Here is an 11745-nt window from a genome sequence, read left to right on the forward strand (position 1 = left end):
AAAAAAGATAACGAAACGAGAGAGGGAAGGATTGGGAAGGAGAGGACCGAAAAGAAAAACACTGAGACGCCCGTGGGGGGGGAAGGGGCCCCCCCGGTGGGGTGGTTTCCCCCCCCGCGGGGAGTGCGCGGATCAGACCTGGCCGGCCTTGTCCAGGGCGGTGCAGCAGGTGTCGACGATCAGCCGGGTCACCAGGTACGGGTCGACGTTGGCGTTCGGGCGGCGGTCCTCGATGTAGCCCTTGCCGTCCTTCTCGACCTGCCACGGGATACGGACCGAGGCGCCGCGGTTGGAGACGCCGTAGGAGTACTCGTTCCACGGGGCGGTCTCGTGCAGGCCGGTCAGACGGTCGTCGATGCCGGCGCCGTAGTTCTTGACGTGGTCGAGCGGCTTGGAGCCCTCACCGAGCGACTCGCAGGCGGTGATGATCGCGTCGTAGCCCTCGCGCATCGCCTTGGTGGAGAAGTTGGTGTGCGCGCCGGCGCCGTTCCAGTCGCCCTTGACCGGCTTGGGGTCGAGGGTGGCGGAGATCCCGAAGTCCTCGGCGGTGCGGTACAGCAGCCAGCGGGCCACCCACAGGTGGTCGGAGACCTCCAGCGGGGAGACCGGGCCGACCTGGAACTCCCACTGGCCGGGCATGACCTCGGCGTTGATGCCGGAGATCGCCAGACCCGCCTTCAGGCAGTTGTCCAGGTGGGCCTCGACGATCTCGCGGCCGAAGATCTCGTCGGCGCCGACACCGCAGTAGTAGCCGCCCTGGGGGGCCGGGAAGCCGCCCTCGGGGAAGCCCAGCGGACGGGCGCCGTCGAAGAAGGTGTACTCCTGCTCGATGCCGAAGATCGGCTCCTGCGCGGCGAACTTCTCCGCGACCTCGACCAGCGCGGCACGCGTGTTGGAGGCGTGCGGGGTGAAGTCGATGTCCAGGACCTCGCACAGGACGAGCACGTCGTCGCCGCCGCGGATCGGGTCCGGGCAGGTGAAGACCGGCTTCAGCACACGGTCCGAGGAGTGCCCCTCGGCCTGGTTCGTGGAGGACCCGTCGAAGCCCCAGATCGGCAGCGCGTCGAGACCGGCGGGGGCGCCCGCGATGATCTTCGTCTTCGAACGCAGCTTGGCCGTCGGCTCGGTGCCGTCGATCCAGATGTACTCAGCCTTGAAGGTCACGGGCCACATCCTTCGGGGTGGGTCGGGCGCACTTGCGGGTGCAGTGGCGCTACGGCACTGGGGCGCCTCGGTGTTGCCCGGCAGCCTGTCAACAGGCGATTTCCCGATCATTGCTCGAATGTGAACCCGGTGTTACCTGGCGGTTCTGTGGTGCGACTCACGTTGTGAGGCGCGGGCGGGCGGGGTACGGAGCCCATTTCGGGCACCGCGTTCGGCCCGGCGCGGCGGCCGCCGGCTTTCCCTCCGTGAAAGCCGGCGGCCGAGCCACAGCCCGTGTCGTCGATCAGCCGACCTTCTGGATCAGGGCCCGGCGGATCAGGAACTTGCCGGGTTCCCGGACCTGTTCGAAGGCGGCGTTGTTGAGCAGCACGCAACTGCCGGACACCGAGGTGACCTTCACCGTCGTGGACTTGTTGTTGTCCAGGTTGGTGACCTTCAGCGTGGTTCCCGCCGGGAACTGGTTGCTGGAGGCGGCCGGGGCGCCGGCCTCGCCGGACAGCGTGACGGTCGAGCCGTTGCAGACCTGCTGGCCCGCGGCGGCGGCACCGCCTCCGGTGTTCCCGGTGGCCGCGCTCTTCGAGGGCGCCGGCGTGGCGGCCTGCTGGCCCGTCTGACCGGTCTGGCCCGTCTGCGCACCGCTCGCCGCCTGGGAGCCCTGAGCCGACTCCCCAACGACGCAACCGGACGCCTTCTGCTGGACCTTGATCTGCGCGATCACCGCTTCGCGGTTGGTGATCCGGGCCGCCGACTGGGCGTCCGGGTTCGCCTTCTGGTCCGCGATGAACTTCTGGTTGTTGCCGAGGGCGGTGGCCAGCCCCGAGCAGACGGTCGAGTCCGCGGCCGACGACAGTGTCTTGGCGTTCTGCGGGGACTGCGCGGCGTTCGAGGTGGACGCCAGGACGAAGGCCCCGCCGCCGGCGACGGCTGCGGCGCCGACCAGCAGTGCGATCGACTTCTTGGCGCCGAGAGTTCTCCTACGCGACATGCGCGCCTCCTGAAAGGGGGTGGGGGAGCGTACGCCGCTATGTACGAGGTACCGAACGCCGTTACTCAGCGGTTACAGGAGTCACTGAAGTAACCTACGTCACATCCGAGTTGAGGGCTGTTCAGCTCGTGCTCCTGGCCAGCGCTTCCTGCACGGCCTCGTCGGTGCGGGCGACGAGCGCCGTCCCGTCGTCCGCGGTGATGATGGGCCGCTGGATGAGCTTCGGGTGCTCGGCGAGCGCCGTGATCCAGCGGTCGCGCGCCGCCTCGTTGCGCGCCCACCCCTTCAGTCCCAGCTCCTTCGCCGCCGCCTCCTGGGTGCGGGTGATGTCCCAGGGTTCGAGCCCGAGCCGCTCCAGTACGGCCCTGATCTCGCCCTCGCTCGGCACGTCCTCCAGATAGCGGCGGACGGTGTAGTCGGCCCCCTCGGCATCGAGCAGGCCGATCGCGGTACGGCACTTCGAGCAGGCGGGGTTGATCCAGATCTCCATACCGGCCACGGTAGCCAAACCGCGGCTTCGCTCTCCGCACCGGTGACCCGGCGGCGCGGACGGATCACCCTCGGCGGCCATTTTCCCTATCGTGGTCGGACGGCGAACGGAATCGGGGGAGCGATGCGGGTCCTGATGGCGACGACTGCGGCGGACGGCGGGCAGGACGCCGTACGAGATCTGTACCGATGGCTGCGCGAGGATCCCGACGTGCGCCGCTCGGCGACGCCCACGCTGGTGCCCGCACCGGACGCGGCAGGACAGCGCCCGGGCACCGCCATGGGCGCGGTCGAGATCATCGAGCTGGTCCTCGGCCAGGGCTTCTCGGCGCTGAACCTGGCGCTCGCGTACGCCGCCTGGCGCGGCCAGCGGCCGACCGCCCCGCCGATCGTCATCCAGCTCGGGGACGGCCGATCCGTCACCGTGCACGACGGCTCGGCCGAGACCGTACGCCGCATCGTCGCCGCCCTGGAGGAACCGTCCGACCGTCCGCAGGCCGCGGACGCAGCCGCGAATCCGGCTCCGGCCGCGAATCCGGGCCTGGTCGTGGGCCCGGCTGCGGTCGTGGATCCGGCTCCGGGCGTGGGTCCGGGTCCGGTCGTGGGCCCGGCTTCGGCCGTCGGCCCGGCCCCAGCCCCGGCCCCGGATGCGGACCCGGACGGGGCAGGGGCGGGAACGCCGGGAACCCCGGGAGGGGCGTGATGGGCCTGCCCGACCCGGGCGCCTCCCGCGCGCTGCTGATCGGCGTGAGCGACTACGCCACCCTGCCCAAACTGCCCTCCGTGGCCGACGGCGTCGACGACCTCGCGGCCCTGCTCGGCGCCGCCGACCTGTGGGGACTGCGCCGCCCCAACTGCCGCGTCCTGCAGGATCCCGCGTCCCCGGAAGCGGTCCTGGACGCCGTCCACGACGCCGCCTCCGAGGCGACCGACCTGATGCTGGTGTACTTCGCGGGCCATGGACTGGTGTCCCAGGACGGCGACCTGTACCTGGCCCTGCCCCGCGCGGACGCGAGCCGGCTCTACCGGGCGGTGCCCTACGACGCGATCCGCCGGATGCTGGTGTACGAGTGCGACGCGCCCCGCAAGGTCGTCATCCTCGACTGCTGCTACAGCGGCCGGGCGATGACCGGCCACCTGGGAGCGGACGGCACGCTCGCCACCCTGGCCGAGGCGGACGGCACCTATCTGATGACGGCCGCGACCGAGACCAGGACGGCCTGGGCGCCGGAGGGGGAGAGGTACACCGCGTTCACCGGCGAACTGATCGCCGCGCTCGACCAGGGCGTGCCCGGCGGCGCCGAACTCCTGCAGATGGACACCCTGTTCTGGCACGTCCACCGGGAACTCACCGCCAAGTCCAGACCGAAGCCGCAGCAACGCGCACGCAACGGCGGACACGGCATCACGCTCGTACGGAACCGGTGGACCGAGAGCGGGACGGGCGCGGCGGGCGCCGGTGGAGCGGACACGGCGGGGGCCGGCGGGACGGCCGCGGTGCCGCGCGGCCGCCCGAAAACCGCCACCCGGAGGACCGGTAGGACGGGCGGCGGCTCGAAGGCGTCGGCCGGGGCGGCCGCTTCGGCACCCGTCCAGTCGGCGGTGCCGCTCGACCCGGGTGCTGCCGGGGCGGCCGCCGCGGCACCTGTCCAGTCACCGGGGCAGCTCGACCGGGCGCCCTCCGGCGGGCCGGCCCGCCATCGCGTCCCCGTCGGCGAACTCCACGCCGTCCTGCACACCAGCGTGGGCGACATCTCGCTGCGGCTCCTGCCGGACCACGCGCCCGACACCGTACGGAACTTCGTCGAACTCGCCGAGGGGAAGCGGGAGTGGACCGACCCGCTCAGCGGCCGCAGAACCCGGGCCAGGCTCTACGACGACACCGTCTTCCACCGGGTGATCGAGGGGTTCATGATCCAGGGCGGCGACCCGCTGGGAACCGGAACGGGCGGCCCCGGCTACCAGTTCCGGGACGAGTTCCACCCCGACCTGAAGTTCGACCGGCCGTACCGGCTGGCGATGGCCAACGCCGGCCCGAACACCAACGGCTCGCAGTTCTTCATCACCGTGGCACCCACCACCTGGCTGAACGGCAAGCACACCATCTTCGGCGACGTCCTCGACGCGGCCGGCCGGCGGGTCGTCGACGCCATCGCCGCGACTCCCACCGGGTCGGGCGACCGTCCCCGTGGGGATGTCGTCCTGCGCGGCGTCAGCGTGCTCGGATCCGGCCGCGTACAAGCCGCCGACGGCTAGCCTTGTTCGAATTTCTGCCACCCCACGCGCATCACCCGAAACCGCTGAACCGGAACCGTAATTCCCTTCACCACCTGCTGTTTTGACGGATCGTTCAGGACCCCCGATTGTCAGTGGCGGCCGGTACACTGGAAGCAGTGTTCGAGAGAGTCGCCGGGGAGTCCGGAGGCCCTCTGACCGCGACAGGAGGATGCCCGTGCCCGCTGCCGCACTGAAGCCGAAGCCGTTGCCCACCCAGTCCACCGCGAAGCGTGCCGTCCTGCTCGACTCGCCCTACGCGCCGGCGGAGAAGCGCCCGCTGCCGGCCGGGCGGCCACGCGAGTGGTACGTCATGCACAACCGCCGCCTCAAGGCCATGCGCCTCGCCATAGCCCTGCTCGACTCCGGCGTCTACCTGCCCAACCAGGCGCGCGACGAGACGATCCGGAGCACGGCGGAGAGCATCGGCCTCCATCCACCGTCGGACACCACGTGCCACATGGTGCGGGCCCTGATGCGCTACTCACGGTGAGCCGGTGGCGCCGGGTGCCGTCCGTCCGGCACGGTCCCCGGCGCCTTCGTCACCGAGGCTCCCGGCGCTCCCGTCACGGGAGGCTCCCGCCCCCGGTCACCCGTTCGCTGGCCCCGGCATGCGGACCTCCCCCCGGACGCCCTTCACTGCGATCAGCAGGTGTCGGAGGGAGCAGTCGACACAGGGGAGCGCCGTATGACCACACCGGCCGAGCGGGCCGCCCGCGGCAAAGCCGCGCGCAAGCGCGCTCCCCGCTCCGCGCACGCCCTCTGGCTGCCCGCCGTCGACCGGCGTGACCCCGTCGCCGTGCTGGAGCGCCAGGGCCGGGACCGGGTGCCCGAGCTGCTGCCCATCCGGTACGGGCGGATGGCCGCCTCGCCCTTCGCGTTCCTGCGCGGCGCGGCCGCCGTGATGGCCGCCGACCTCGCCGCCCAGCCGCACACCGGGCTCACCGTGCAGCTGTGCGGCGACGCGCATCTGCTGAACTTCGGGCTCTACGCCTCCCCGGAGCGGACCCTGGTCTTCGACCTCAACGACTTCGACGAGACGCTCCCCGGGCCCTTCGAGTGGGACGTCAAACGGCTCGCCGTCTCGGTCGCCGTCGCCGCCCGCGAGAACGGGCACAGCGAGGTGCGGGCGCGGGCGGCGGCCCGGGCGGCGGTGGCCGGGTACCGGACCGCCATGCGGCGGCTGGCGGGGCTCGGCGAACTCGCCGTCTGGCACGAGCGGGTCGACGCCGAGGGGCTGCCGCACCTGGTCCGCTCCGCGCGCCGCCGGTGCCGGATCGAGGACAGCCTGACCCGGGCCCGGCGCCATACCAGCCTGCACGCGCTCGGCACGCTCACCGAGGTGGTCGGCGGCCGGCGCCGCATCATCCAGGACCCGCCGCTGCTCGAACCCGCCGGCGCCCCCGACATGGCCTCGCTGCGCAAGATCTTCAGCGACTACCGCTCCACCCTCGCCGAGGAGCGCCGGCTCCTCCTCGACCGCTACCGCTTCGTCGACGCGGCCCGCAAGGTCGTCGGCGTCGGCAGTGTCGGCACCCGCTGCTTCATCGTGCTGCTGGCCGGCCGGGACGCCGACGACCCGCTGTTCCTCCAGATCAAGGAGGCCCGCAAGTCCGTGCTCGAGCAGCATCTGCCGAACGGGCCGTACGCCCACCCGGGCCACCGGGTCGTCGCCGGGCAGCGGCTGCTCCAGGCCGCCGGGGACATCTTCCTCGGCTGGACGACCGGCCCCCAGGGCCGCGCCTTCTACTGGCGCCAGCTGCGGGACATGAAGGGCTCGGCGGAGATCGCCGCCATGGACCCGAAGGGTCTGCGCGGCTACGCCGCCCTGTGCGGTACGGCCCTGGCACGCGCCCACGCCCGCTCCGGCGACCGCATCGCCATCGCCGCCTACCTGGGCGGCACCGACGCCTTCGACCGGGCGATCACCGACTTCGCCCTCGCCTACGCCCACCAGACCACCACCGACCACGCCGTCCTCGACGCGGCCGTCACGGCGGGCGTCCTGACGGCGGCACCGGGAGTCTGAGCCGGCCCGTCCACTTGTGCGGGTGCTGCCGTCATGGGGGCGGTCCCGAAAACGGGATGCACGCCGAGTGACCGGATCCCTACGCTGGAGATGCGTTCCGGAGCAGTCCACCTCCGCTTTCCCAAGGGCCGACCGCGCCCCGGGGACTCGGGGCTACTCTGCTACGCACCGACGGACGGCCGCCCGTCCCCCGCGTGCCGTCGGATCCGTCGACCGCTCACACACCCACGCCACGGAGACCCGTCATGGGCACCATCGTCCTCTCCGGAACTGTCGTTCTGGTCATCCTCGGATTCGGAAACCACAACTGGTGGCTCGCCGCCGTCGCCCTGCTCTTCCTGTACGTCCACTACGGGCGCGGCTCGTCGTCGGCATCCTCGTCGGGCAGTCCGTCCGGCGGGGGCGGGGGCATGCCGAACGACTACAAGACATACCGCGACCGCCGTGACCGTCAGGCCAAGTGGGAGCGCCGCTACCGTCGCGAGCGCCCCCTGGAGTTCCGGCGTCAGGAGCGGAACAAGGGTCAGTAAGGGCCTGTAGGCGGGTGTCCCCGGCCGGTTCAGAGGCCGGGGGCGCCCCACACCGGGAACCAGCGGCTGAGGTCCTGCTCGATCCGCAGGTCGTTCGCGAGGGTCGCCTTCACCTGCAACTCCAGTGCGCTGTCCCGCCGTTCACCGGACCCGGGCAGCGGCGCGAAGGGGTAGAACGTCGCCCGCTTGTAGAGATAGACGAGCGCGAGCCCGCGCCCGCGCTCGTCCTCGAAGGAGGCCAGGGAACAGAGCAGTTGCGGGCCGAAGCCGTTGACCTCCATCGAACTGTTCACCGCGTGCAGGTCGTTGACCAGCTGCGGAAGCTGGTCGGGGGTGCGCCGCGAGACCAGCCAGGAGTAGCCGTAGTCGTCCTGGTGCAGCTCGACCGGAAAGTCGCCCCGCTCGGTGTCCGCGTCGAGCAGGGCCTGCACCTCGCGGTGGGTCTGCTCGAAGGCCGCGCCCTCCACGGTGGCGAAGCACACCGCGCCCAGGCCGGTCGGCCGGAACCCGGCCGCCGCCTCCAGGGTCACCGCCGCCGACGGCAGCGCGAACAGCTGGTCGAGGTCGGGAGCGACGGGCTTGGTGCGGCCGAGCAGGATGTCCAGGAAGCCCATGCTCACCCGGCCTTCCCGGGCGTCGCCGCCTCACCCAGCTCCGCCGAGATCCGCCCCAGCTGCTCCAGCCGTGCTTCCAGGGTCGGGTGGGTGGAGAAGAAGCGCTCGATGCCGGGCTCCTTGCCGGTCGCCGGGGTGAAGTAGAACGCGTTGAAGGCCTGGGCGGTCCGCAGGTCCTTGGTCGGGATCCGGGCGATGTCACCGGAGACCTTGGTGAGCGCCGACGCCAGCGCGGAGGGGCGCCCGGTGAGCTGGGCGGCCGCCCGGTCGGCGGCCAGCTCCCGATACCGGCTCAGTGCCCTGATCAGCAGGAAACTGAGCGCGTACACGGCCGCGGAGACCCCGATCACGATGGCGAAGACGGCGGCCGTGTTCTGGTCCCGCCTGCCCCCGCCGAAGATCTGCGAGTAGAAGGCGAACCGCACGACCAGCCCGGCGATCACACCCAGGAACGACGCGATCGTGATCACGGCGACGTCCTTGTGCGCCACGTGCGACAGCTCGTGCGCGAGCACCCCCTCCAGCTCGGCCGGCTCCAGCCGCCGCAGCAGGCCCGTGGTCACACAGACCACGGCGTGATCGGGATTCCGCCCGGTGGCGAACGCGTTCGGCATGTCCATCGCGGACACGGCGACCACGGGTTTCGGCATGTCGGCGATGGCACACAGCCGGTCCACCACCGCGTGCAGCTCGGGATACTCCTCCCGCTCCACGACCCGCCCGCGCATGGCGAACATCGCGATCCGGTCGGAGAACCAGAACTGTGCCACGAACACCGCGCCCACCAGTACGACGACCAGCAGCCACGACTTCAGCAACACGATCAACGCGGCAACGAAGCCGACGTACAACAACCCGAGCAGGAACAGCGTGACCGTCATTCGCACGGTCAGTCGCCGGTCGCTCCGGAAGCGGCTCTGCATCTGCCATCACCCCGCAGTCAGGCACTCGTCCCGCTGTCCAGTGTGCACCTGCCGGGGGCAATGAGGAGGCCCCGAACGTACCTAGTAGCGGCAAAAGGTAGCTGTGAACGCGCGGGGCCCTCGGGACGGCGACCGGGTCAGTACGTCGACCGGGTCAGTACGGCGACCGGGTCTGCAGGTACCCCAGCAGGAGGATCACCGCCGCCACACCCCCCAGTACCAGGACCGTGGACACCCACGACGACCGGCGTGGCTCCGCCGGCCCCGGGTCCGCCCGGAACGGTACCGGGCCGGGTGGGTTCTCCTTCCAGCGCGCGGCCAGCATCCGGGCCCGCGCCGACGGCTCCTTGTGCTCCGCCCGGTCGGCCCAGCGCAGGTCGAACTCCCGCTCCTCGTCATCCTGTTGGGACGTCATGATTCCCCCCGTCTCGAACATGAGTACACCGCACGATACGACGACGCCCCCGTCCTGAGAAACCAGGAACGGGGGCGTCGAGAGCCGCGAACGGCGTCTGTCACACGTCGAAGTACAGCTCGAACTCGTGCGGGTGCGGACGCAGCTGCAGCGGGGCGATCTCGTTGGTGCGCTTGAAGTCGATCCACGTCTCGATCAGGTCGGACGTGAAGACGTCACCGGCGAGCAGGAACTCGTGGTCGCGCTCCAGGGAGTCGAGGACGGCCGGGAGGGAGGTCGGGACCTGCGGGACGCCCGCGTGCTCCTCGGGGGCCAGCTCGTAGAGGTCCTTGTCGATCGGCTCGGCCGGCTCGATCTTGTTCTTGATGCCGTCCAGGCCCGCGAGCAGCAGTGCCGAGAAGGCGAGGTACGGGTTGCCGGAGGAGTCGGGCGCGCGGAACTCGACGCGCTTGGCCTTCGGGTTCGAGCCCGTGATCGGGATACGCATCGCGGCCGAGCGGTTGCGCTGCGAGTACACCAGGTTCACCGGGGCCTCGAAGCCGGGCACCAGGCGGTGGTACGAGTTCACCGTCGGGTTGGTGAAGGCCAGCAGCGACGGGGCGTGCTTGAGGATGCCGCCGATGTAGTAGCGGGCGGTGTCCGACAGGCCCGCGTAGCCGGCCTCGTCGTAGAACAGCGGGTCGCCGTTGGCCCACAGCGACTGGTGCACGTGCATGCCCGAGCCGTTGTCGCCGAAGATCGGCTTCGGCATGAAGGTCGCGGTCTTGCCGTTGCGCCAGGCCACGTTCTTCACGATGTACTTGAAGAGCTGGAGGTCGTCGGCGGCCGCGAGCAGCGTGTTGAACTTGTAGTTGATCTCCGCCTGGCCGGCGGTGCCCACCTCGTGGTGCTGGCGCTCGACCTTCAGGCCGTTCTTCTCCAGCTCCAGGGAGATCTCGGCGCGCAGGTCGGCGAAGTGGTCGACCGGCGGGACCGGGAAGTAGCCGCCCTTGTAGCGGACCTTGTAACCACGGTTGTCCTCCAGGGCGCCGGTGTTCCAGGCACCCGCCTCGGAGTCGATGTGGTAGAAGGACTCGTTCGCGGTGGTCGCGAAGCGGACGGAGTCGAACACGTAGAACTCGGCCTCGGGGCCGAAGTACGCGGTGTCGGCGATACCCGTCGACGCGAGGTACGCCTCCGCCTTCTTCGCCACGTTGCGCGGGTCACGGGAGTACTGCTCGCCCGTGATCGGGTCGTGGATGAAGAAGTTGATGTTGAGCGTCTTGTCGCGGCGGAAGGGGTCGACCCGGGCCGTCGACAGGTCCGCGCGCAGCGCCATGTCGGACTCGTGGATCGCCTGGAAGCCGCGGATCGAGGATCCGTCGAAGGCGAGCTCCTCGTCCGGGTCGAACGCATCGACGGGCACCGTGAAGTGCTGCATGACGCCCGGCAGGTCGCAGAACCGGACGTCGACGAACTTGACGTCCTCGTCAGCGATGAACTTCTTGGTCTCGTCGGCGTTCTGGAACATCCAGCTCCTCCTACTTCCGGGCGTTCCCGCGCCGGGGTGGTAGTTCGTTCGTGCGGCCAGTGCGGTGGCACACGCTGTCCTCGACCCTAGGGACGGGTGATTTCTCGGGCGTGACCCATTTGTTTCGCTGAAGTTAACCGCCCTTGTTCCACCGTAGCCCCGGGGCACCCCGCCGGACCCCGCGGGTTTGCCCGGGCAGTACCGTGTTCGGGTGGACAACAGGCAAGCATTGGGATCGTGGCTCTCGGGACCCCGCGCGGCCATGGAAGAGGCCGGTGCGGAGTTCGGGTACCGGGGCGAGCAGCTCGGTCTGCCGGAGGACGGGCCGGGCTCCATCGCCCGTCCGGGACGGCGGCTCGGCGCGCTGGTCGTGGACTGGGCGCTGTGCGTCTTGATCGCATACGGCCTGATCACCGACGGCTACAGCCCGGCTACCAGCAACTGGGCGCTGCTGGTCTTCTTCGTCCTGGGCATCCTGACCGTCGGTACGCTCGGCTTCACGCCGGGTAAGCGGCTGTTCCGGCTGCGGGTGGTCGGCGTGGAGACGGGGCGGGTGCAGCCGCTGCGGGCGCTGGCCCGCACGGTGTTGTTGTGCCTCGCGATCCCGGCGCTGGTGTGGGACCGGGACGGCAGGGGGCTGCACGACCGCCTTGCGAAGACCGTCGAGGTCCGCATCTGAGTCTGAGTGCGGGTGAGTGGGGGCTGGCCGCGCCCGCGCGGCGGAGCCGCACATCGATACAGCCCCGCCCCCCCGAAGGGGCGCTTCCCCGCCGCCTCTCCACAGCCGCGGGCAGTGCCTCCCCCAGTGCCTT

The 11745-nt window shown here is 70.8% G+C and carries 13 protein-coding genes and 1 pseudogene; 7 read left to right on the forward strand and 7 right to left on the reverse strand.

What is annotated here, in order from left to right; all coding sequences use genetic code 11:
• Positions 1-132: 132 nt before the first annotated feature.
• The 3 genes from glnII to ACZ5K7_RS40985 form a co-directional block, all read right to left on the reverse strand.
• On the reverse strand, positions 133-1164 hold the full coding sequence (gene glnII / locus ACZ5K7_RS40975) for a glutamine synthetase (RefSeq protein WP_351712703.1): 1032 nt from the start codon (positions 1162-1164) through the stop codon (positions 133-135).
• 283 nt (positions 1165-1447) lie between these two features.
• On the reverse strand, positions 1448-2149 hold the full coding sequence (locus ACZ5K7_RS40980) for a hypothetical protein (RefSeq protein WP_351712705.1): 702 nt from the start codon (positions 2147-2149) through the stop codon (positions 1448-1450).
• Between the two features lie 121 nt (positions 2150-2270).
• The gene (locus ACZ5K7_RS40985; protein WP_351712707.1) at positions 2271-2639 is read right to left on the reverse strand and encodes an arsenate reductase family protein; all 369 of its coding nucleotides are present in this window, start codon (positions 2637-2639) and stop codon (positions 2271-2273) included.
• Positions 2640-2774: 135 nt separating this feature from the next.
• Here ACZ5K7_RS40985 and ACZ5K7_RS40990 point away from each other — a divergent pair, with 135 nt between their 5' ends.
• The 6 genes and pseudogenes from ACZ5K7_RS40990 (at position 2775) to ACZ5K7_RS41015 (ending at position 7471) form a co-directional block, all read left to right on the forward strand.
• Complete coding sequence (locus tag ACZ5K7_RS40990) at positions 2775-3341, forward strand: effector-associated constant component EACC1 (RefSeq protein ID WP_468922279.1); 567 nt, start codon at positions 2775-2777, stop codon at positions 3339-3341.
• A pseudogene (locus ACZ5K7_RS40995) lies at positions 3341-3988 on the forward strand (caspase family protein); the annotation flags it as partial. The gene ACZ5K7_RS40990 and the pseudogene ACZ5K7_RS40995, both read left to right, overlap by 1 nt.
• A 381-nt stretch (positions 3989-4369) precedes the next feature.
• Positions 4370-4894: a peptidylprolyl isomerase gene (locus ACZ5K7_RS41000; RefSeq protein ID WP_468922434.1), complete on the forward strand. Its 525-nt coding sequence runs from the start codon at positions 4370-4372 to the stop codon at positions 4892-4894.
• Between the two features lie 196 nt (positions 4895-5090).
• Positions 5091-5405 carry a hypothetical protein gene (locus ACZ5K7_RS41005; RefSeq protein ID WP_351712711.1) on the forward strand — a complete coding sequence of 105 codons (315 nt, stop codon included), beginning with the start codon at positions 5091-5093 and terminating at the stop codon, positions 5403-5405.
• A gap of 195 nt (positions 5406-5600) precedes the next feature.
• The gene (locus ACZ5K7_RS41010) at positions 5601-6941 is read left to right on the forward strand and encodes a DUF2252 domain-containing protein (RefSeq protein ID WP_468922282.1); all 1341 of its coding nucleotides are present in this window, start codon (positions 5601-5603) and stop codon (positions 6939-6941) included.
• Positions 6942-7186: 245 nt separating this feature from the next.
• Complete coding sequence (locus tag ACZ5K7_RS41015) at positions 7187-7471, forward strand: hypothetical protein (RefSeq protein ID WP_351712715.1); 285 nt, start codon at positions 7187-7189, stop codon at positions 7469-7471.
• Between the two features lie 29 nt (positions 7472-7500).
• On the opposite strand, the gene pspAB is transcribed toward ACZ5K7_RS41015, so the two are convergent.
• The 4 genes from pspAB to glnA form a co-directional block, all read right to left on the reverse strand.
• The gene (gene pspAB, locus ACZ5K7_RS41020; RefSeq protein ID WP_468922437.1) at positions 7501-8085 is read right to left on the reverse strand and encodes a PspA-associated protein PspAB; all 585 of its coding nucleotides are present in this window, start codon (positions 8083-8085) and stop codon (positions 7501-7503) included.
• Positions 8086-8087: 2 nt separating this feature from the next.
• Positions 8088-9008: a zinc metalloprotease HtpX gene (gene htpX, locus ACZ5K7_RS41025; protein WP_468922286.1), complete on the reverse strand. Its 921-nt coding sequence runs from the start codon at positions 9006-9008 to the stop codon at positions 8088-8090.
• A gap of 154 nt (positions 9009-9162) precedes the next feature.
• On the reverse strand, positions 9163-9423 hold the full coding sequence (locus tag ACZ5K7_RS41030; RefSeq protein ID WP_351712718.1) for an SCO2583/SCO2584 N-terminal domain-containing protein: 261 nt from the start codon (positions 9421-9423) through the stop codon (positions 9163-9165).
• A gap of 100 nt (positions 9424-9523) precedes the next feature.
• Positions 9524-10933, reverse strand: coding sequence for a type I glutamate--ammonia ligase (gene glnA / locus ACZ5K7_RS41035; protein WP_351712720.1), 1410 nt, complete (start codon positions 10931-10933; stop codon positions 9524-9526).
• Between the two features lie 211 nt (positions 10934-11144).
• Between glnA and ACZ5K7_RS41040 the strand changes: the two genes are divergently transcribed.
• The gene (locus ACZ5K7_RS41040) at positions 11145-11612 is read left to right on the forward strand and encodes an RDD family protein (RefSeq protein ID WP_351712722.1); all 468 of its coding nucleotides are present in this window, start codon (positions 11145-11147) and stop codon (positions 11610-11612) included.
• The last annotated feature ends 133 nt before the right edge of the window (positions 11613-11745 follow it).

The sequence above is a fragment of the Streptomyces sp. NPDC031497 genome (genome assembly GCF_055580905.1).